This window comes from Sporosarcina cyprini (assembly GCF_022048975.1).
Classification (GTDB): domain Bacteria; phylum Bacillota; class Bacilli; order Bacillales_A; family Planococcaceae; genus Sporosarcina; species Sporosarcina cyprini.
The window spans coordinates 75,520-97,100 of sequence record NZ_JAKMHX010000023.1 but is presented as its reverse complement, the minus strand read 5'-3'; the positions used below and the strand labels follow the sequence as shown (position 1 = coordinate 97,100).

At 46.7% G+C, this 21,581-nt stretch carries 21 protein-coding genes and 1 riboswitch; of the genes, 10 read left to right on the top strand and 11 right to left on the bottom strand.

The annotated features are described in order from the left end of the window. Positions 1-10 precede the first annotated feature (10 nt). Genes L7D49_RS08825 through L7D49_RS08815 form a run of 3 tightly spaced genes read left to right on the top strand, consistent with a single transcriptional unit; the run spans position 11 to position 3,006 of the window. Positions 11-952 carry an ABC transporter permease gene (locus tag L7D49_RS08825; RefSeq protein WP_238080459.1) on the top strand — a complete coding sequence of 314 codons (942 nt, stop codon included), beginning with the start codon at positions 11-13 and terminating at the stop codon, positions 950-952. A 22-nt stretch (positions 953-974) separates the two neighbouring features. Continuing rightward, positions 975-2,030, top strand: coding sequence for an ABC transporter ATP-binding protein (locus tag L7D49_RS08820; RefSeq protein WP_238080655.1), 1,056 nt, complete (start codon positions 975-977; stop codon positions 2,028-2,030). Next, complete coding sequence (locus L7D49_RS08815) at positions 1,975-3,006, top strand: ABC transporter ATP-binding protein (RefSeq protein WP_238080458.1); 1,032 nt, start codon at positions 1,975-1,977, stop codon at positions 3,004-3,006. Before L7D49_RS08820 ends, L7D49_RS08815 begins: the two co-directional genes overlap by 56 nt. A 68-nt stretch (positions 3,007-3,074) precedes the next feature. Here L7D49_RS08815 and L7D49_RS08810 read toward each other — a convergent pair whose 3' ends face one another. Both L7D49_RS08810 and L7D49_RS08805 read right to left on the bottom strand, forming a co-directional pair. Further along, positions 3,075-4,070, bottom strand: coding sequence for an ornithine cyclodeaminase family protein (locus L7D49_RS08810; protein ID WP_238080457.1), 996 nt, complete (start codon positions 4,068-4,070; stop codon positions 3,075-3,077). 19 nt (positions 4,071-4,089) lie between these two features. Next, positions 4,090-5,418, bottom strand: a complete 1,329-nt coding sequence (locus L7D49_RS08805; protein WP_238080456.1) for an MFS transporter — start codon at positions 5,416-5,418, stop codon at positions 4,090-4,092. 132 nt (positions 5,419-5,550) lie between these two features. Here L7D49_RS08805 and L7D49_RS08800 point away from each other — a divergent pair, with 132 nt between their 5' ends. The 6 genes from L7D49_RS08800 to thiW all read left to right on the top strand — a co-directional run bounded on the left by L7D49_RS08800 (position 5,551) and on the right by thiW (position 9,839). Next, entirely contained in the window at positions 5,551-6,099 is a 549-nt protein-coding gene (locus tag L7D49_RS08800) for a helix-turn-helix domain-containing protein (RefSeq protein ID WP_238080455.1), read from the top strand. 66 nt (positions 6,100-6,165) lie between these two features. Next, positions 6,166-6,273: riboswitch (TPP riboswitch) on the top strand. Between the two features lie 103 nt (positions 6,274-6,376). Continuing rightward, complete coding sequence (tenA, locus tag L7D49_RS08795) at positions 6,377-7,063, top strand: thiaminase II (protein ID WP_238080454.1); 687 nt, start codon at positions 6,377-6,379, stop codon at positions 7,061-7,063. Further along, positions 7,060-7,866, top strand: coding sequence for a hydroxyethylthiazole kinase (gene thiM, locus L7D49_RS08790; RefSeq protein WP_238080453.1), 807 nt, complete (start codon positions 7,060-7,062; stop codon positions 7,864-7,866). The genes tenA and thiM overlap by 4 nt, the downstream gene beginning before the upstream one ends. Further along, positions 7,863-8,702 (top strand): bifunctional hydroxymethylpyrimidine kinase/phosphomethylpyrimidine kinase, encoded by an 840-nt coding sequence (thiD, locus tag L7D49_RS08785; protein WP_238080452.1) that lies wholly within the window; start codon positions 7,863-7,865, stop codon positions 8,700-8,702. Before thiM ends, thiD begins: the two co-directional genes overlap by 4 nt. A 19-nt stretch (positions 8,703-8,721) precedes the next feature. Next, the gene (gene thiE, locus L7D49_RS08780) at positions 8,722-9,348 is read left to right on the top strand and encodes a thiamine phosphate synthase (protein ID WP_238080654.1); all 627 of its coding nucleotides are present in this window, start codon (positions 8,722-8,724) and stop codon (positions 9,346-9,348) included. Beyond that, positions 9,345-9,839 (top strand): energy coupling factor transporter S component ThiW, encoded by a 495-nt coding sequence (thiW, locus tag L7D49_RS08775; RefSeq protein WP_238080451.1) that lies wholly within the window; start codon positions 9,345-9,347, stop codon positions 9,837-9,839. The genes thiE and thiW overlap by 4 nt, the downstream gene beginning before the upstream one ends. A 61-nt stretch (positions 9,840-9,900) precedes the next feature. Here the strand turns inward: thiW and L7D49_RS08770 are convergent, their stop codons facing one another. From L7D49_RS08770 to L7D49_RS08760, 3 genes are all read right to left on the bottom strand, one after another. Further along, positions 9,901-10,209 carry a hypothetical protein gene (locus tag L7D49_RS08770; protein ID WP_238080450.1) on the bottom strand — a complete coding sequence of 103 codons (309 nt, stop codon included), beginning with the start codon at positions 10,207-10,209 and terminating at the stop codon, positions 9,901-9,903. A 148-nt stretch (positions 10,210-10,357) separates the two neighbouring features. After that, a complete protein-coding gene (locus tag L7D49_RS08765; RefSeq protein WP_238080449.1) occupies positions 10,358-10,840 on the bottom strand; it encodes a hypothetical protein in 483 nt (160 codons plus the stop codon). A 195-nt stretch (positions 10,841-11,035) separates the two neighbouring features. Then, complete coding sequence (locus L7D49_RS08760) at positions 11,036-11,956, bottom strand: DUF2268 domain-containing putative Zn-dependent protease (RefSeq protein WP_238080448.1); 921 nt, start codon at positions 11,954-11,956, stop codon at positions 11,036-11,038. Positions 11,957-12,210: 254 nt separating this feature from the next. Between L7D49_RS08760 and L7D49_RS08755 the strand changes: the two genes are divergently transcribed. Then, positions 12,211-12,852 carry a metal-dependent hydrolase gene (locus tag L7D49_RS08755; protein ID WP_238080447.1) on the top strand — a complete coding sequence of 214 codons (642 nt, stop codon included), beginning with the start codon at positions 12,211-12,213 and terminating at the stop codon, positions 12,850-12,852. Between the two features lie 63 nt (positions 12,853-12,915). Here L7D49_RS08755 and L7D49_RS08750 read toward each other — a convergent pair whose 3' ends face one another. Genes L7D49_RS08750 through L7D49_RS08725 form a run of 6 tightly spaced genes read right to left on the bottom strand, consistent with a single transcriptional unit; the run spans position 12,916 to position 21,580 of the window. Further along, entirely contained in the window at positions 12,916-13,596 is a 681-nt protein-coding gene (locus L7D49_RS08750; protein ID WP_238080446.1) for a DUF4956 domain-containing protein, read from the bottom strand. A gap of 16 nt (positions 13,597-13,612) precedes the next feature. Continuing rightward, positions 13,613-14,323 carry a polyphosphate polymerase domain-containing protein gene (locus L7D49_RS08745; RefSeq protein ID WP_238080445.1) on the bottom strand — a complete coding sequence of 237 codons (711 nt, stop codon included), beginning with the start codon at positions 14,321-14,323 and terminating at the stop codon, positions 13,613-13,615. Between the two features lies 1 nt (position 14,324). After that, on the bottom strand, positions 14,325-17,423 hold the full coding sequence (gene pelG, locus L7D49_RS08740) for an exopolysaccharide Pel transporter PelG (RefSeq protein ID WP_238080444.1): 3,099 nt from the start codon (positions 17,421-17,423) through the stop codon (positions 14,325-14,327). Positions 17,424-17,428: 5 nt separating this feature from the next. Further along, the gene (pelF, locus tag L7D49_RS08735; RefSeq protein WP_238080443.1) at positions 17,429-18,850 is read right to left on the bottom strand and encodes a GT4 family glycosyltransferase PelF; all 1,422 of its coding nucleotides are present in this window, start codon (positions 18,848-18,850) and stop codon (positions 17,429-17,431) included. Position 18,851: 1 nt separating this feature from the next. Next, complete coding sequence (locus L7D49_RS08730) at positions 18,852-20,681, bottom strand: DUF2194 domain-containing protein (protein WP_238080442.1); 1,830 nt, start codon at positions 20,679-20,681, stop codon at positions 18,852-18,854. Next, a complete protein-coding gene (locus L7D49_RS08725; protein ID WP_238080441.1) occupies positions 20,678-21,580 on the bottom strand; it encodes a hypothetical protein in 903 nt (300 codons plus the stop codon). Before L7D49_RS08725 ends, L7D49_RS08730 begins: the two co-directional genes overlap by 4 nt. Position 21,581 lies beyond the last annotated feature (1 nt).

The following is a 21,581-nucleotide window of genomic DNA, read 5'->3' as shown; positions in this document are numbered from 1 at the left end:
GGGCATCAACGTGTCAAAATTTATTATCAGACGCCTGCTCCAGACAATTCCAGTCCTGATTGGCGTCTCCATTCTCGTTTTCTCGTTAATGTATTTAATTCCAGGAGATCCGGCCCAGATCATCGCCGGTGAAGGAGCTTCTCCCAAAACTGTGGAACAAATCCGTGAAAAATTAGGACTAAATGAACCTGCTCCTGTTCAATATGTCAACTACATGAAAAACGTAGTACAAGGCGATCTTGGAAATTCCATACGAAGCGGACGTCCCGTAATGGATGAGATTAAAGCCCGATTTTGGACGACCGTCGAACTCTCATTCTACGCCACGATCCTTGCCGTATTTTTAGGGTTGATTGCTGGAATTATCTCTGCGGTGCGACATTATACATGGTCTGACATTACAATCATGCTCATCGCGTTATTCGGGCTTTCCATGCCGAATTTCTGGTTCGGCCTCATGCTTATCCAATGGTTTGCCATCGGGCCCGATTGGATGCCGGAATTCATGAAAATGCGGGCGTCCGGATGGGGAGACGATTGGCGCCAGATTATTTTGCCAGTCATCACTCTTGGTACGGGAGGAGCTGCCATTATTGCTAGGATGACAAGATCGTCCATGCTTGAAGTGATCGGGCAGGATTATATCCGTACAGCCCGCGCAAAAGGCATGAGCGAGCGAATTGTCATATATCGTCATGCGCTGAAGAACGCGTTGATTCCTGTCATAACAGTCGTTGGACTGGAATTCGGCGGTTTTCTTGGCGGAGCGGTATTAACGGAGTCGATCTTTGCAATTAACGGAATGGGACGCTTGACGATTGATGCGATTCGGACAAGAGACTTTCCGATTGTCCAAGGAACCGTTCTCGTAATTTCATTCCTTTTCGTATTCGTCAATCTCCTAGTCGACATTTCGTATCGACTGTTGAACAAACGGATCGATCTGAATTAATTTAAGTGAAAGTGGGGTGGCCATCTTGACAGAGGCATTACTGGAGGTGCGGAATCTCCGCACATCTTTCCATACAGATGAAGGAGAAGTGAAAGCGGTCGACGGTGTCAATTTTACACTTCCAGCGGGAGGAACCCTCGGGATTGTTGGAGAATCGGGTTCCGGGAAGAGTATTACTGCATTATCCATTCTGAAACTGTTGGCAACTAATGGGGAAATAAAGAGCGGTGAGGTTTTATTTAAAGGGGAAAATATTCTATCCTATTCTGACAAGAAAATGCGAGATTTGCGCGGAAATGCAATTTCTATGATATTTCAGGAGCCAATGACGTCTCTGAATCCTGTTTTTACAGTAGGCCAGCAAATTAGCGAATCCATCATGAAGCATCAGAACTTGTCGAAAAAAGCGGCGCTTGTCCGTTCTGTCGACTTATTGAAGCTTGTCGGCATACCTTCTCCTGATAAACGAGTCAAGCAGTATCCGTATGAACTATCAGGCGGTATGCGGCAAAGGGTCATGATCGCTATGGCCCTCGCCTGTAATCCTGAAATATTGATAGCCGATGAGCCGACAACTGCATTGGATGTTACGATTCAAGCTCAGATTCTCGGTCTAATCCGGGGATTGCAGAAGCGTTTAGGCATGTCAGTCATTATGATAACGCATGATTTAGGAGTCGTTGCAGAAACATGCGATTTTGTTGCCGTTATGTACGCCGGACAGGTCGTTGAGTATTCAGATGTTCTGACACTGTTCCAAAAACCGAAGCACCCGTATACAATCGGTTTAATGAATTCATTGCCCCGTCATGACGTCGAAGTGAAGAAGTTGGAACCGATCCGAGGCAATGTGCCGAATCCAAAAGACATGCCGGCCGGGTGCCGCTTTGCACCAAGATGTCCGGCTGCGACCGATCTATGCAAGAGAGAAATGCCAGAATTAATGAAAGATCCGCAGGGGAATGATGTCCGTTGCTGGATTTATTCTGAAAAATGGGAAGGCGAATCGGAGGTGATGGTCTATGGCGAAAAAAGAATTGCTGAAGGTCGAAGGACTGAAACAGTATTTTCCGATTAAAGGCGGCATGATGGGCCGGACTGTCAATTATGTGAAAGCGGTCGATGATATTAGCTTTACCATTTACGAAGGAGAAACGGTCAGCATCGTAGGTGAATCGGGCTGTGGAAAATCGACTACCGGCCGGGCTATTCTCCGGCTCGAGGAACCGACGGAGGGGTCTGTTGTATTCAACGGAGAAGAGCTGACGACTTTATCCAAGCGCAACATGCGAAAGCATCGAAAAGACTTGCAAATCATTTTCCAAGATCCGTACGCATCCATCAATCCACGGCAAACAGTAGCGGATGTATTGGATGAAGCGATGACCATCCAGAAAGTGCTGCCCGCCAAAGACAGGCGGAAGCGTATTATTGAATTACTGGAGACTGTCGGGTTAAATGAATACCAAGCGGATCGTTATCCACATGAATTCTCAGGCGGTCAGCGACAGCGGATCGGAATAGCCCGCGCCTTATCAGTCGATCCAAAACTGATTATTTGTGACGAAGCAGTCTCCGCTCTGGATGTTTCAATTCAAGCGCAAGTGCTAAACCTATTGGAGGAGTTACAAGAGGAATTCCAGTTGACTTATTTATTTATTTCCCATGACTTAGGCGTTGTCCGTCATATTTCAGACCGTGTCATCGTCATGTACCTTGGGAAAATCGTAGAAATCGGTGATAAACATTCAATTTTCGAAAGCCCGAAACACCCTTATACAAAGGCATTGCTATCTGCCATCCCGGTGCCGGACCCGACTCGCGAAAAAAAGCATATCGTCCTAACTGGGGATGTGCCTTCGCCAATTGATCCGCCTTCTGGGTGCCGATTCCATACCAGATGTCCTTTTGCACAAGCGAAATGCAAGACGGATGTGCCAGAACTGGCTACTCATCGTGATATGAAAGCAGGACATCAAGCGGCTTGCCATTTTGTAGAGAAGATTGAGAACGGAGCGATTGCAGCAAAAGGGTTTGAAGAAGCTGTCTTTTAATAAAAGAAGAGAACGTCTTCTTTCTTCAAATAGAAAAACGGCCCTCACAAGGCCGTTTTTCTTCTATATTATATATCCACTCTTGCGCCATGGCCTTCCTTCTCCGCTTTCAGGTAAACCCCTTTCGAAACAGCAAGGTCAAAATAGGCTGCACCCACACATTTGAAGAAAGTGATTTCCTCATCCTGTTCGCGTCCTTTGATTTGCCCAGTGACAAGGTCGACGAGTTCTCCATGTACATTGTCGAATGACCAGCCTGTCTGCTCGGCGGCGTGGATCAGTTCGCCCGCCTCTTCTTTCACGCCGTGCAAATCATCCACTACAATTTTAGTACAGTTAAAAATAAAATTATGATCGACTTCCCGCATATGAGGCAAATAGGAGCCCACTCCGTTCACATGGGTTCCGGGCTGTACGGCCTTCCCGCTGAATACCGGTGTAGCTGACCGGGTTGCACAGTTGATGATGTCCGCACGTCGAACAGCAGAATCGACGTCTTTCACCACTTCGATTTGAACGTCCTCTCCTACTCTTCCTTCCGTTCGTAGACGTTCTGCAAATGCCATCGCTTTTGATTCAGTCGGATTGACTAGCAGAATTTCCTGAATGGAACGGACCGCCAGCACACCGAGAACTTGTTCATAAGCCATTCCCCCGGTTCCGATTGCACATAAGACGGAGGCGTTCGGTCTTGCCAAACGTTCTGTAGCCAGTGCGCTCATAGCGCCAGTCCGCAATCTCGTTAAATAGGATGCATTCAAGAGAGCGAGATGCCGGCCATTAGTGGCATCCGTGACTAAGATTACCCCTTGGGTCGTCGGCAGCCCGTTCACTTTGGGATTTCCCGGGAAGATCGATACCGTTTTATTCGTCGCGATGCCTTCGGCCATGTCTGCACAAGGCATATAAAGAATGGATGCATCTTGTTCGGGGAACTCAATGACTGTCCGTAACGGGTTTTCCACCTTTCCGGCCGCAAGTGAATGGAGCACATCCGCTACATCTCGCACGGCGTCTTTCATGCCGTACATTTCCATTATTTGCGCTTCATTCATTGTAATCATATGATCCCTCTTTCTTTTCTTAGCTGAACTCTTTATTGCCAATCGTCGTCTTTTCCGCAGGTACGGCCGTTATGTCGTCCAAGTGCTGGTCTCTCCGGTCACGAACTGCCCAAATGGCAAGCAGTGATACGCCGGCTGTAAAAATGATATATAAAGCAACTGGAACATACGAATTATTGAACTTTAGAAGCAACGCTGTGGCAATCAAAGGCGCTGTTCCGCCTGCTAATGCTGCCCCAATTTGATACCCAAGTGAAATGCCCGTATATCTGACTTCAGCTGAAAAGATTTCCGAAAACATCGTTCCGAGAACAGCCGTAATTGGTGACCAGATGATACCAAGGCCAACAATTGTCGCAATAAACATCATCAGGTTCGAACCTTGATGCAACAGCCAGAAATACGGAAACGCATAGAGTCCCATCGCAACGGTGCCATACACATAGAGTGGCTTTCTGCCAACCTTATCAGACAGGCGTCCCATTATTGGAATCAAGATTGTTGTAATAATGGTTGCGACCATGACAGCCATTAGCACTTCATTGCTCGAGTGGCCTACATGCTGCGTCGCATAGGAAACGACAAATGTCCCAAAAATATAAAACGGCGCGGTTTCAACAACTTTTGCTCCGATGGCGATCAAGACCTCACGCCAATGGTATTTAAATGTATCAACAACCGGCACCTTCGGAATAGATCCCTTTGCTTTCACTTCTCGGAATGACGGCGTTTCCTCAATGCCTTTACGAATCCAGAGACCAAACAGGACGAGCAAGGAACTTAATAGGAACGGCACCCGCCATCCCCAGCTCATGAAGGCTTCTTCCGGAAGCAAAGTCATGATAGACAAAGCAAACGTCCCGAGTACCATCCCGATTGTAACGCCCATTTGCGGAACAGATCCAAAAAAACCGCGCTTTTCCTTCGGTGCATATTCAACAGCGAGCAACATGGCGCCTCCCCACTCGCCCCCGATGCCCAGCCCTTGAATAAGCCGCAAGGTGATCAATAGAATCGGTGCCCAAATGCCGATCGCATAATAGGTAGGTAGCAGCCCCATTCCAAATGTCGCAATCCCCATGAGACTTAACGTCAATACAAGCGTTTTCTTGCGTCCGATTTTATCTCCGATATGACTAAAAATGACTCCCCCAAGCGGACGGATAAAAAACGACAACGCAAATGATGCATAAGCTAGTATTAAACCGATCGACGGATCTTCCGAAACGAAAAACATCGTATTAAAGACAAGAGCCGCCACGGTTCCGTAAAGGAAATAATCGAACCATTCGATGGAGCTTCCGACTAAACTTGCAATTAATACCCTTCTCATATCCCTTTTCTCCATACACTTACCCCCTAAGTTCACTGTAAATTGAAGTGACACTTCAATTTTGTTATAATGTTAATCAACAAATAGTAGTCTGTCAATATCGAATTTTTATTTGAAATTAATTTCTGAAAAAAGGATGCGACTTGGATGTCTAAGGAACTGGGCCTGAAGATCAGATCCATCAGGAAACAAAGAAAGCTCACGCTGAAGGAAATCGCGGATGCAACCGGCTTCTCGATCAGTTTCCTATCCCAGCTGGAACTGGGTAAATCGTCAGCTACACTTGAATCGTTAAAGAAAATTGCGATGGTCCTCCATGTCAGTCCCGGCCATTTTTTTGACGAGGAGGCGCCTGAACAGCCCGGCGGATCCTTGATGATTGACCGGATTGCCACGTCGGGCATCCATTATCAAAACTTGGCGCCTGGATTGGATTCGCTGGATTTCATGCCAATGCGGGTGACACTAGAACCTGGCGAAGATGGCGGGCAGCCGATTATCCACTCTGGACAGGAATTTGTATATGTACTGGATGGCGTTCTCTCAGTCGAAGTTGCAGGAAACCAGCATGAGCTGACAAAAGGGGAATCATTATTTTACAGTGCTCAGGAATCGCATTACTGGTATAACCGGAGCGATGCGGACGTTGTATTTCTCTGTGTCAGTTCGGATACGGGAAAACCAAGCGCTACATGACTGGTTCCTCTTCCCTGCTTGATAAACTTGGAAACTGTGTTATAGTGATGGTGAAAACTAAAAAGGATAGACCACTAGGGGAGTCTTTGTGAAAGACTGAGACGTGTATGGATACATGGACCCTTTGAACCTGATCTGGATCATACCAGCGGAGGGAAGTGGATTCGCACGTCTTCCTAGGGGATATTCCGCCTGATTTGCGAGCCGCTTTCTTCAACGTTGTGTTGAATGAAGGCGGCTTTTTTGGTTTTCCAACAAGACAAAGGAGTGGTTGGAGATGACATTTTGTGAAGAGGTACGGAAGGAATGCGACGCCATTTGGGAAGCGAGCTTTCAACACCCATTCGTCTGCAGTCTCGCTGAAGGCACGCTACCGGAAGACGTGTTTCGTTATTATGTATTGCAGGATTCTTATTACTTGAAACACTTTGCGAAGGTACATGCACTGGCGGCCGTACAGGCCCAAGACCTCCCGACTGTTAAACGTTTCGCTCAGCATGCCGAGGAGACATGCGGGGCGGAAATTTCATTGCACGAAGGATTTTTCAATCTGCTTGGCGTAACAGATAAGGATTTGGCTGAATTCAAGCCGGCTCCTGCGGCGTATGAGTATACTTCCCATTTATACAGAGCTGCCATGGAAGGCGATCTCGCTGCGACCCTTTCTGCTTTGCTCCCTTGTTACTGGCTTTATTATGAAATCGGAGAGCGTTTAAAAGACGCCAAGCCCGAGCATCCAATCTATGACAAATGGATCGCTACCTATAGCTCGGAATGGTTCGAAGCGGCAACAAATGAACAAATCACGCGCTTGAATCAACTGACGGAGGCGCTGTCTCCGGCAAGGCGTGAAGAAGTGAAAGCACATTTTATCAAAAGCAGCCATTATGAGTGGCGATTTTGGGAGATGGCTTGGACAAAAGAACAGTGGGCAACTGCAGAGGAAGATGTGGTTCTCAGATGAGCAGTGATGTAAATTTCGTTAATAAACTGCGAGCGGACAATCCACTCATCCATTGTATGACGAACATCGTAGTCGCTAATTTCCAAGCAAATGGTTTGCTTGCACTCGGCGCTTCGCCCATCATGGCGGATGCTTTCGAGGAAGCGGCTGATATTGCCGCCCTCTCCTCCTGCACTTTATTAAACATAGGAACGCTCGATGCCAGTAAGTTGGAGGCGATGATTGAGGCAGGCAAAAGTGCGAATAAACACGGAAAACCAGTCATTGTAGATCCTGTTGGCGCCGGTGCTACGCCGTTTCGCAAACGAGCAGTTGAAAGATTGTTGCAGACTCTTGATGTTATGTTGATTCGAGGAAACGCCGGCGAGATTGCCGCTCTGGCAAATGTCGAATGGACTGCAAAAGGAGTGGATGCCGGATCAGGTTCAGCTGACATTGCCGCCGTTGCACAGAAATTGGCTCAACAGCATCACTGCCTTGTGGCAGTAACAGGTGAGGTGGATGTTATGACCGACGGCGAAACAATCATGCGAATTACCGGTGGCCATCCACTTATGACACGAATTACAGGGGCGGGCTGTCTGCTAAGCGCGGTATGTGCTGCATTTTTGGCAACAGCACCTGCCGATGCGAAGGATGCCGTTGCTTCAGCTCTCGCCTTTTATAAAAAGGCAGGTGAATGGGCCGCAGCCAGGGCGGAAGGGCCAGGGGATTTTTCGATCCATTTGTTGAACGCTCTCCATTCATTGGACGGATCTTTGATTGATTCCTCACAAATCCAGCTGGAGGGGGTACGAAGATGATACCTGTTTCATTGACAATTGCCGGTTCCGATAGTGGCGGCGGTGCTGGGATTCAAGCAGATGTAAAGACATTCCAAGAGCTCGGTACATTCGGAACGTCCGTATTGACCGCAGTTACTGCCCAAAATACACTTGGTGTCCATGCAGTTCAGCCAATAGAATGTGACATTGTGACCGCTCAACTTGATGCTGTCCTTTCTGATTTTACGGTAGGTGCCGCAAAAACAGGGATGTTGTTCTCTGCCGAAATAATTAAGGCAGTTGCCGAGACGTTGTGCAGCTATCCTGCCTTTCCACTTGTGATCGACCCTGTGATGATCGCGAAAGGAGGCGCCTCCCTGCTGCAACAATCAGCTATCGACGCACTTAAAGAGTATTTACTTCCAAATGCCGCCGTGCTGACGCCAAATATCCCGGAAGCGGAGACATTGACCGGTATGCCGATTCATACTCTTTCCGATATGGAGCGGGCGGCGCATAAACTGCTTGAAATGGGAACGCAAGCGATTGTAGTAAAGGGCGGCCATCGAAAGGATACGGAATTTGCGGAGGATCTTTTTATTAGCAACACAGGGGAACGCTTTTTGCTGCGAACGAAACGAGTTGAAACGAAGGACACTCATGGAACAGGATGCACCTTCGCAGCTGCCATCACAGCAGAATTAGCAAAAGGAAAGCCAGTAAGCGAAGCGGTGACGGTCGCGAAATATTTCATCCAAGCAGCAATTGAAGACGGGCTATCCATCGGAAACGGGCATGGCCCGACGAACCATGCAGCATTCCGGTTACGTGGACATGGCTTGTCGAGAGGAGTGGAATTGATTGAAAAACAATGACTATCTCCTATATTTCATTATGGGATCCACCAACGCCAGGCAGCCTCTTGACGTGCTAGAAAAAGCGCTGGAAGGGGGTATCACCTGCTTTCAGTTACGAGAAAAAGGACCGGGAGCTTTGCAAGGGCAGGAAAAGTTAGCTTTTGCTCAGAGCTGCCAGCATCTATGCAAGCAATATGGCGTCCCGTTCTTCGTTAATGACGATGTGGAGTTGGCGATTGCGCTTGAAGCGGATGGAATCCATGTCGGCCAAGAGGATGAGGAAGCTCGCTCTGTCCGCCGGAGAATCGGTGACCAGATGAAGCTTGGCGTTTCCGTCCATACCGCGGAAGAAGCATTGGCCGCTCACTCGGCCGGTGCCACGTATGTAGGAATGGGTCCTGTTTACCCAACCTCTACGAAGCTGGATGCAAAGCCCGTTTCGGGAACAAAGATGATAGCTACAGTCGCAAGCTTGATTCCAGAGCTTCCTATCGTGGGAATTGGCGGCATTACCGCAACGAATGCGGCGCCGGTTATCCATGCTGGCGCATCCGGCATTTCTGTTATTTCGGCCATCGCATCAGCCGAAGATCCGCGTCAGGCGACTGTCTTCTTGAAGGAAGCGCTAGGCCAGGCGTGGATTGAAAGGAATGTTGCTTTATGAACACCCGGAAGCTCGTTCTCATGACGGCATTTGTCGGAATCGCGGTTGCAGGATCTGTTTTCATTTCCTTCCCCGCCGGAATTGCACGTGCTTATCCTATCCAACATGCTGTCAATGTCATCGCTGCCGTCCTGTTAGGACCTTTGCCAGCTGTCATAATTGCTTTTCTTACCGGACTGATCCGCGTGTTAACCGGAACCGGCTCCCTTCTCGCCTTTCCCGGAGGCATGATCGGCGCCGCACTGGCCGGTCTACTGCATCAAAAATCAGGGAAAGTCTGGATGGCAGCCATCGGCGAAATGATTGGCACCGGCGTGATCGCTTCCTTACTAGCCGTGCCGTACGCCGCCCTTCTCATGGGAACTTCCGTAACCGCCCTATTTTTCATGCCACCGTTCCTCGTCTCCAGCATAAGTGGCGCCCTCTTAGGCGTCTTGGTTGCCGTGCGCTTGGTACGCATGCCAATGGGCCGGAAAATACAAAGTTACTGAGGAGTGAAAAACCGGAATCCCGCTGGGGGGTTCCGGTTTTTTGTTGCTGGTGAGAGCGTTTTTATTGGCGGCAGGCGGGTAAATGCGGATATATCTGGATGAACGCCAATAACTCCGGGCGAACGCCAGAATAACGGATTGAACGCCAGATAACCGGTACGAACGCCAGAATAACGGATTGAACGCCAGATAACCGGTACGAACGCCAGATAACCAGATTGAACGCCAGATAACCGGAACGAACGCCAGAATAACGGATTGAACGCCAGATAACCGGAACGAACGCCAGAATAAAGGAACGAACGCCAAAATATCCGGATTCGCGCCAAATCATCGAGATAAACGCCAAATAATACCGTGCACACGCCAAATTACATCAGACCCTCGCCAAATTACCTCGCTGTGCGCCAAATAACTCCGAGACCCCGCCAAATACCACCGGCATCACGCCAAATAACCTGACGAGCTGGAATGCTTGTCCTTCTCAAAATCCTTAATCGCAGCAACGCACTATTTCATCAATCTCCATGTTCCTGGTCAGTCTCTTCATCACCGTCCGGCTCCTCGATCTCCATAACCGACAGGCGCACTTCGGGTTGTTCTTTATCCAATTCCTGCATGATGAAATCCATGTTCGCTTGCGGAATATATGATTCAACTTTTACGCCGCCTTCATCCCATAGCCCATGGACAGTAATAGAGCCGCCCAATAATGCATCCGGATGGCCAGTGAGGATGAATGCTTTGAACATGCCGGGTGCGATGCTAGATGCGCCGTTTGCGACGAATCCTGCCCCTTGGATTTCAACGTATTGATCTGTATTGTTTCCGATCCAAAACTCCCTGCCTTCTCCGTATTCAACAGATAGCAGAGTCTCCTCTTCAGGAATAACAGCGACGTTCTCTTCATGAAGCAGTTCGGTGCCCGAAAAGCTGTGGCTTTGCCAAGCGATTAGTGATGCAGCTGCGGCAAGTAAAATGCAAAAGCTAAACTTTTTCACGTACAAGCCCACCCCTTCATAATAAAGTTCCCAAGACGAAGTAGTTATCTAGTACAGGCTTCATTTTCTACTCTAGTATAAGGGGAGTGGGTGGGAACATTATGTCAGTTAACGGAGCTTGTCCTCTTCTATTTTTGATTCTTTATTTACAAATGTATCAAGTTACGTCGAATTAGAAATGTACCTCCTTCGATGTTAATTACCTAACATATCATTCTTATTAAAAATGCCACATCCCTTAATAATCTCATCTGCACCTAACAAGGTGGCCTCCCATATAGTCGTCCCGGTTCGCTTCATAAACGATTGCAATACTTGATAGCCAACCGCATAACCGGCTCCCGCTGACAAGCCGGCTGGTGGATAGCCTTCTTTCTTCGCATGCTCATCCCCGAACATGTAGGCGCTCACTACCCCAAAGCCTTTTTCATGGAGAGCTTCCCCGATTACCGCCATGGAGTATTCCAGATCCTCTGAATCAATAGCAGTCACCCACGGGCCAAGATGCTGTTCCCCATACAGGCTAGTAGCAAAGGAGTCCGCCAATCCTTCAATCACTATATATTCCCCTAACGTAATGTCACCATGATCCCAATCAAAATAGGAGAAACGTAAATTGTGATGGAATTCATGGGCAATTAAAGAAGGAAAACGTGGAATATTATAATCGTTCGGATCCATCATCGCGATCACGTATCCTGGAATGCCGCCAAATCCCGTGTAGCCATTTTGGCTTTGTAATTTTTCATGATTTGCGAGATAAACACCGAATCGGATCGTATCCTCTTTTATTCGTAATCCGTGTTCCTCAGAGATTGCGACACAATGCTCCAGTGTATCTCCCGCCACTTTCAGTGCATCCATCTCTTTTAATTTCTGTAACGCCAATTGCCCTGTCTTCCCGTCATGAATGCAGGAAAATCCTAGCATTTGCGTCGCCATCATGACGTCATAGCCATTCTCCTCCTTCGCCTTCAATGGGACACCGATCATCTTCCACATCTGTTCAAACGGCTTCATCATAGAATAGCGGAAGTAGTTTTCCCGCTCCTCGTTCTCCTGCAGGGCAAATAACGTTTCGTACTGTTCCATTGTATTTTCGATAATGATTTTCACTTTTCCCTCACCTCATTTATTCAAATAAATTCCCTATCTCCTTTACATCGTAAAGAATTACGTAACGGGAGAGTCAAGGGAATGTATTCAACAAAAAAAGCCACTCGCGGGTGACTGGCGCAATTGGTTTATGATGAAAAAATGAAATTTATTCAACGATGGTATTGCTGCATAGGTACAGTTCCCCTTGCACCCGGCTGCCCCATACGTGAAAATAGAACAGCACCACAGAAATCACATTGAGAGGTATACATATGGATGGAACTTCCCACTTCGTCATCGGCTTAGCGGCAGGCGCAGTCGCCGGCTTTCAAGCTTCACATGATCCCATCGCCATTTCGGTTTGCACGGCGATCGGCGGTATTTCCGGTTTAGCGCCTGACCTCGATACAAACGGACTGGCCAGCAACCGGATCACCGTTTCCAAGAAGGTTGCGCAAGCGATCATGCAGCTGATCGGAATCAGCGTCTTTCTTCTTATTACATATCGTTTCCTGACAGATGGCCTTTCCACACCGATTCTAGTATATGGAGCAATCGGACTCGTCTTGCTAATCGTGTCACGCCTCATTACGCAGCGGCGAATTCTTACATTAACAGGCGTTCTCGTCATGCTTCTCGGCTTTGTCCTACACCAATCGATCGGCATCCTATTAGCTGGAAGTTACATCATCATCGCATCGTTCCTTCCACACCGTTCCTATACTCATTCATTGCTCGGAGTGGCGTTTTATGGATTCATTTTAGTCCAATTCCATGATCAATGGCCAATTGAAGGAATGGTCGCCGCCGGGCTTGCGGGCTATGCAAGCCATCTAATCGCAGATATGAAAATCCTGCCGATGAACCGGCGAGGCGTCAAATGGTTTGCTCCTATTTGGAAACGGGAGTTTTAAATGGAAATAAAAAAGAGTCGCGCAGACTCTTTTTTATCTTAATGAAGTTCCGTTACTCCAAATCTATTGCGCATAGTCACCACTATAATTGACAAGCGAGCATTCGACCACACCCGGGATACTTGCTAATTTTTGCATGAAGGACGTGTTGTCGTCCCGTAGTTTGAGTTCTAACGTCAGTTCCGTATATCCTTTGCGGACATTTTTTGATTTCAATGTGGTGTTCAGCTTACGTAAATGGTCACGCAGCTCGTCGGCTGCTTCCTCTTCGTGGCGGATAATGAGCAGATAAGACTGCTGCCGAAGTTTCTTTTTTGAAAGCAGGGCCAGTGTAATTCCGATGACAACGGAACCGATAATGGCCAGGGGATACATATGGGCGCCGCTTGCTATACCTGCTGAAATAGCCCAAAACATGTACACGATGTCGAGTGGATCTTTTACTGCCGTTCGGAAACGAACAATACTGAGGGCACCGACCATCCCGAGAGACAGAACGATGTTTGTACTTATGGTCATGATGATCATGGACGTGATCATCGTCATTAGAACAAAGGAAACATTATAATTGTAGCTGTATACGACACCGCGGAAGCAGCGGCGGTAGATCCAGTAGATGAACATGCCAATGGCAAAGGAGCATAAAAAGCCGAACAGCATATCGATATAGGAAACACTTTTAAACACTTCAAGATTCAAAAAGCTTTTCTTTATAATATCATCAAACTTGAACGAATCTCCCATCCCATCACCCCAGGTCTTAATGTTTATATTGAAACATCCCTAGCTCCCTGCAAATGACATATTTTGAAATGGCCGAGCGTGCCATATGTTGAAGCTGCAGAATCCTTCGAATCTGATCCGGCAAGAAATCGTCGAATTTCACTTCCATAATTGTCTGCTCGGAGCCAAGTGCCTCTTGGAGTATGAGCCCTGGATCGAACAAGTCGTTGCCATTCACGCCCGCAGCCAGCCGTTTATCAAAGGTAATGCGGACATTTCCCCACTCCTGCGTATATGCTTCCCTCTCATAATCGGTAATCGCGACAGGCCTAAACCGTCGAAATGCCAGAGCAGCATGGAAATCCCGATGCAACGTATGATCCGATCCCCTCAAAATGTCATATTCCCCTCGTAGAATTTGATCGTATTCAACTCTGCTGAGAGGAGCCGCTTCTTTGTAAATATAGTTTCCAAACTTGCTCTTTCTCTCCAGATTAATAACCTGATCGCTTTCGTTATAAATGCGAATCCGGTATTTCTCCCGATTAAAAATCCCGTTAATTTTATCGTATAAGGAATGATCATGAATGCCATCAAAATATAAACTCCGAATGCCATACCCTTCACGTGTCGACGAGTGGATATCTAACGGCAGAACAGCGGAAAGCTTCTCACGCAGTATTAGATACTCTTGTATATGGACATAGTATTTCAATTCGTTACGGAGTTTCTTTCCTTGGAAATGCACATCAATTCACCTCGAATGGCAAGATGCCATAATAGAAGTCCCCCTCTTCGTCCATATACATATCGAACGAAGTCTGTTCATGCCCCTCGCTGTCACGCACCGTCACTTTCCAGTAATAGATGCCGTTTTCTGGTTTGGGCATTTGAATCTGATTTCCGCGTATTTCCGTTTCTGAATGAATGATTTCCGTAAACAGCGGATCTTTCGCCACTTGGACAGTGTAGTATAAATCATCACCTTGCAAATCAAAGGAAATTTGCCATGAGAACGTTAGCTGTGTTCCATCGTCTTCCACTATCTCATCCATGTAAAACGGCTTCGGTTTTTGAAGATCTTCCAAAAAGCGATCTACCGCACGCTTTGGTGTATCAATCAGCTGCTGGAGTTCCTCGGGGTATTGCCCGATCTGTTTGGGCAAATAATTAAGATCCGGTTCTCTCATAAGGAACGGCTCCACGACTGGCGTATATTTGTCCAATTGTCTTTTCACTGTTTCCTCATTTACATATGCACCGAGTTCTTCGACTTTATCAATCAACATTTGAACATGCTCCTCTTTCCGGAAAAAGCGATTGTGCAGCGTATTGCCCCAATAGTTGCTTATGCCCGCCTGATAGGGCCTTATGGATTTCTTTTCACGCTGCAACTCCCATCCGCCGTCATAATCCCACGGCAGAATAAACCACTTATCTGAATTTAACGGGGAATATAAATAGAAATTGTTCGCATCGGTGTCCATATTGTCCATTAGGATATTGACTGCCGTCCACGTCAGAAAGTTGTCCATATCAAAATGTGTCTCCATTATTTCCTCGATCGGCTTTTTCATGTCATTGACATCTTCCAGCATAGCAATCAATTTATCATGCTCTTTTCTGCCCTTGATTTCCAATATTGTTTCAAACACTTCTTCATTATAAGTAGGATCGGTAGTCGCTTTGAGTTCATCCGGATACCGCTGAAATTCAAAAAAGGTCACTTTGTAAAGATAGCCATACGGATCAAGCCAATGTGATTTCAGAAACTTTTCATTCGGCTGTTCGACATGTGTATACAATCCGTAATCCTCAAACGTAGCGAGCATCCCATCGTTTTTCGTCAAATCTTTAACGTAAAGATGAACAAATTGGGTGCGCAAGCTCGTCATATCTGGAATCGTCTCCATCAGGTCAAAGCTAAGTTTATTCCGGATCCGTGAAAAGTCACTGGAATGCTTATTCAGATTGAAGGTTCGCTGATCGTGCCACAATCCTGTTTCGTCAAACAGTTTAATTTTGTACGATTTCTGGGAAGCGTATCTCGAGGAGTTCCCCCGAAGGCTGATTTTGGCGTTCGGCGAATCAGCCCCGTAGCCGAACATACCGGAACGGGGCCCTTTACCATCCTCCAACCCTTCTTCTACTGTGATTTGCAAACTTGCCGTACTCATCCGCTCCGTAATCCGGTTCATTGTGTACCAGTCAACCGATTGTTCATCGGGATACTCATCTGGCCAGACCGTGACATACAGTGCCTTGACTGAATCATCGGTATCCCTTTCGTAAATCCGTTTATCTTCACGTAACTTATCAGTACTCTCTCCCACTTCATCGCCCCCCGGTTCTAATACCCCGACTGAAGGAATAGCTTCCTTCTCCTCTGCCGGTGAGCATGCAGAGAGCAATAACACACTAGAGGATGCCACAAGGAACAAAGTGCCGAATGTCCTTTTTCGTTTGAGTGTTTGAAGAGGCTGTGGACAAAACGTGAAGTAATGAATATTCCGCAATACGTGCAGGAGTCGAAGGATTGTGATCGCCAGCGATACAACTGCTCCGGCAAATAAACCCGCTCCGTCGAGTCCCCAATTCAGTGCTACAAAAGTAAAAACGCCATTTAATAAGAAAAAGGCGCTACTGCAGAAAAAAACACCTTTTTTATCGTCAAAATACATGAGCAAATGCAGGAGGACAAAGGTAATGATGAAGAAAAAGAAACCGAGGACAAGGATGACAAACAAATCGAGTTGCTCCATCGTGAAACCGATTTTTGGCAGCCATAGTAAACCGAGCGCGACCGATAACAGGGAAAATAGCAATTGTACTTCAATGAGAAAGCTGACGCCTGCGAGCAACGACGATTGCATCGATTCCTTTGCCCGATTGACCCGTTCATATGCAGCTCCTGAAACGACATTAGAATAAAAGATCCGATACTTTTCGTAAAAAGCCGTTTCGACAATGACGATAAACAGAACGAGCGACGGCACAACAGACAAATATCCGTAGAATACCGGCAAGTCATAAAAAGGCATTAACCGATATCCGTCCGCCACCACCATGGCATCCGTCTGCAGCCAGTAGACAAAGTTATGCACAAACACACCTGAATAGACGAAAATCCCCGATACCGACAGCGCAGGAAATTTCCTGAAGTAATAAAGGAATCCAAAGTAATTCCTATTCTCACTTCTAGGAAGAACCTGTTCAAAATGAAGCATCAGCTGCACAGCGACGATGCCGATGCCGATCACACAAGCTAGCAAGGCAACAACCGGCCGTTCGATTGCTGTAAATTGAAATAAAATCCATCCTACGAACAACGCAGTCACTATGCCGAAAGCAAATCCCTTAAAAATTCGGGCATAGTCTTTCATTGCAGAAATATATACAGTTTGAATCCAAAGAATGACCAGTTCCATGAACAAAAGATATGCGGTCATTTTATAGCCGAGACTTCCCGACACACCGCGTAGAAAAATAAAGGCGATGATTGCAGCTAGCGGCAGGATGAGTAATAAAGCGCCATATAAAGAGGAAATTACCTCATCATATTTCTTTTCATACACCTGATCCGCGACAAACCGGGTCAGCACAATGCCGAGCCCGCATGTCAAAATAATAGAGAAGATGAAACAGTACGTCATTGTTGCAATAAACAGCTCCGAATCCGAGCGGAAACCGCCGTACAAGCCCATCATCTCTTTTAACAGCAAGACCAATCCAATACATAATAGCATGGGTCCCACAGTCATGAAGGTAGAATACCCAAATGCCCGAAACGTCCGAACGATGCCTTCTTCCTTAAATAATTTCCGAAGCTCAAACCCGATGCCTGCCAAAGGAATCACCCGCCCACAGTTTGATACAATGTCCGATATTTCTCGATAAACTCACTTTTCTTATACAGCTCACGTGCCCGTTCATATCCGTTTTGCCCCATCGCCTCACGCAGCTTCTCGTCTTTACATAACGTGATAATCGCTCTCGCTATCTCTCCATAGTGGAGAACCGGGCAGATGATGCCGGCTGGTCCGTAACCATCCTCTTTGCCTAGCAGCAGCTCTTTACATCCACCTACATTGGTTGCAACGACAGGTTTTCCGCTCGCCATTGCTTCTAAAATAGCGAGTGGCTGCCCTTCACTAATGCTCGTAAGTACAATCACATCCATTTTCCCGATGTACTCATGGACATCGACCAGACCTGTAAAATGGATATTCTTCACCTGAAGGGAATCTATGAGCTGGCAGCACTCTTCGTAATACGTTTCATCTTCATCCACCGGTCCCATGATATAAAAGATGGCGTTTGGAATTTCCCGCTCCACTAATGCGAAGCCTTGGATCATTGTCTTTATATCTTTTATTGCCACAACACGGACGATCGCTCCTATTCGCACCATTCCATCCTGGTATCCATCTTCGTGCCGCTTCAACAGGTGTGCATACTGTTCGATTTCCACCCCGTTCGGGATAATGCTCACTTTCTCATCGGGACATCCTAATTCCACTTCAATTTCCTTGTTCCGATGGAATAAAGTGATGACTTCATCTGCCGCCTCATAAATGGCACCGGATAACGTATAAAAATAACGGATCCATAAATCCTTGAATTCCCCTTTTACCCAATCCGCTTTAATGATTTCCTCTTCTCTTTCCCGTGAATAAATGCCATGCTCTGTCAAAATCAACGGCTTGCCATACAAATGCTTTGCTAGCACGCCGACAATCCCCGCATACCCGGTAGAAACGCTATGGTACAAATCCGCTTCCGGTATTTCTTCACGAACTAAAATAAGCAAAGGCAAGATCATCGAATTGACTGTCCAATAAAGTTCAGTGAACGGAACTTCAGGATACGTCTCCTTTGCAAGCTTTTCGACAATGTCAAAATAATCACGGCTCGACAAGAAATCCACAGTGTTCTTAAATTTCTTGCTGCGCAATAAATCGAAGAGTTTGCCCCAATCTGTCTCTCCATCCCCACTGATTAAAGAAGCTAAGTTCTGAGACTCATCTGATGTCAACTTGAAATGCCTTCCCCATCTGCTCCGTTCTTTTCCATACGAGTCAAGGAAGACTTCTTTAACGGACATAAAATTTGAAGGAAAATCATACAAAAACTGTCCTTTTCGTTTAGAATCCGCACTGATTGCATAAATGCCAAACTCGTGCTCCGGCATTTCACTCATCAGCGTATTGATCCAAGTGGAAACACCGCCTGTCACGTATGGATACGATCCTTCGGCAATTAAACATATTTTCATTCTAGTAACCTCCTAATTCCAATTTGAATCGGGAGTCATCCACGGTGACTAAAAATACACCTTCATCGATCCGATTCACCTTACAGTTTGTCAGGCGACCGATTTTCCGCTCTGTCCGTAATATGAAAAACGTTTCTTTCCCGCCTGTTGAAAGCGTCCCTTCAATGCTATTATCGGTCTTCTCAATTTGGACTTGGGTGTTCAATACATGAGCCATATCCAAAGCAGCTTCTGTTGCCGTCAACGGCCGGACCCACGGATATGTCCGCTTGACGCGGGCCATATTATTCTCAAAACTGCGATAGATCTCTTCCCACGTCATATTAAAGCTGCGATCCTCGCTAATCGCATCATCAGGATGGACAAAGTTGGAGAACACCCCAACCGCCGTCATCGCATTTGCTTCGGCCCACCTATCAAACTGCCTCTCCATGTAGCCGGAAGTAACTCTTGGCATCTCAATGACACCGTCTGGAGCGATTTCATATTCCTGAACATAAGATATCCCGGTTTTATCCTCTAAATAGAGTGAAGAAATAACGGTCAAATCCGGCCATGCTTCTAATAAAGCAGCCCGGCCTTCTGTCGATAATACATTTGAAGGAGGGACGTAGGAGGTGAGTGTATAGCTTGGGAAGGACCCCTCCGCATAGTCAAGCGCTTCTTCGATGGAGGACACCATATCTCCTGTATTCTTCCATGCGGTATAATCAAAATGGTCCGCTACCGCCTGATCCATCGTAAGCGGCTGGTGGTTATAGCCATGAATACCTAATTCGCCTCCGCTCTTAAGAATTTCACGTCCATACGAAATGAGGTTCATCCTCACTGCATCAATCGGATTTGGATAAGGCGGAGTGACATCGTCCCCATACGTTTCGATTAACACACCTGTATAGCGAATATCATGGCGTTTCGCTACCCCCAGCATATTGGGCCACCAGATCTCCCGGTAAAAGACCGGCAATTCCTTTTTATATTGCTCGTAAATGACAGGGTGCCTCCCTTTCGCTACGGGCGCCGGAAAGTCATCGATGAAGAAAACCTTAGCGTTAAATATCGGGTAAATGAAATCTGGTTCCATCAAACTGATTGCACCAGCGAGCATCCCCCGATTCAATTTCTCTTCCAGAAACGAGCCGTTGCATACGACGAAGGCTCCCTTTCCATAAATCGTCTTCCATATAAGAGGAATCTCCTCGGCACTAGTCGCCATAAGCTCTGCATGGCCGTCAAGTGACACAAGGAGAGACGAATTGTATAAAAACTCATCTTCAATCTCCAGCCCTTTTTCGCCAATCAAAATAGTTGAGTTAAGACGAATGCCATACGTACTAACTTGGTATTCAAATGAGGAGATCCCCATTTTCCGATGCAGCACAACAAACTCCGGGTCGGGCTGCAACGATGTCAAAAACAATAAATACCCACCATCATGGACAAATTCTTCGAGCGCTTCTCCGCTGCCAAGTGCCTCCACTCTGTCGACCGCACTCAAGACGACATCGCAAGCTGCCAGGGAGAGAGAGGTGCTGTCGAGATCGACGGGGACTGGAGACCTTTTCATAAGTTCCAACGTTTTAACTGCGTTGTTCATTAACAGTTTGCTCGATTCATTGGAAGAGGAGAAGGCGACACAATATCGCCTTTCATTGATTCCCTCCTCTTCTTCTTGGACGACTTGAGACTTTATTTCATCCCGTATATGAAGCAGTTCTCCATTTTGTTGAAATGTAAGGACATATTGAGACCGGGTAACTAAAAAGGAGAATCCCGCCACTAGAACGGCGATAAGAAGGAAGTACACACTTTTGGAGAAGTTAATATTCATGGAGTGGAAATCCCTTCTGACCAATACCTGACGAGCGTCAGTCCATGATTTGTCAAAACAGTATCAGATTCTTTTAATGCTTGGATCATCCGGTGCATGGAATTGGGCGCCTTCGTTGTATAGTACAATTCAATAAGGCGCAAATACGGCTCTTCCCTGTCAGGGAACTTTGTCAAATAAGAGATTCCCGTTTGTTCGGCTTCCTGATAACTGGCGCGCTTCATCTCGCACATCATCTTCTCTTCGAAATCCCGGTTTATGCCGACTGTACCGGTCATGATGATTTGATCCAGCAAGCCAAGGTAGACTTCTTCATAACTTCTGAGAGTACGATCATCCAAATACCCACTATCCATGTATTGTTTGAGTACATCACGATATCGCTGCGCGACCTGAAGACTGTCTGGATTGCGCTCATAATCTGAAGAGCATCTTTGCAACGCCAAGGCAAGCTTCCGCTTTACCTCCATAATGGCGCTCACGGCATAATGGCTCGTTTCGGTATCTTCATTTTGCACTGCAGTACGAAGCACTTTCATATATTGGCCAGCGTCTTCCTTCAGTACGTCGATCATGACCCTTCTTCTTGTCACATGATCATTTACAAGCAATGCTTCCTCAATAGGAATCACATCGAGTTCTTTTTGTATATCTACTTTCGTATGGATTGCATCCCGGTGTATAAGGATATCTTGATCCAGTCCGTTCATATAGCTTTCAAACAATTCCCCTTCATTTCTTATTGTCTGTTTGGGCCAAACAGCTGCAAAAGTCCAGCCGATAATAGGCAGGAACGCCACAAGAACCATCGCCACCAACCATTCTTTCCAAGACGAACGATGGAAGATTGCGAGGAGAATGCCAGATAGGACGACGTAGAGGATATACACGTATAACACG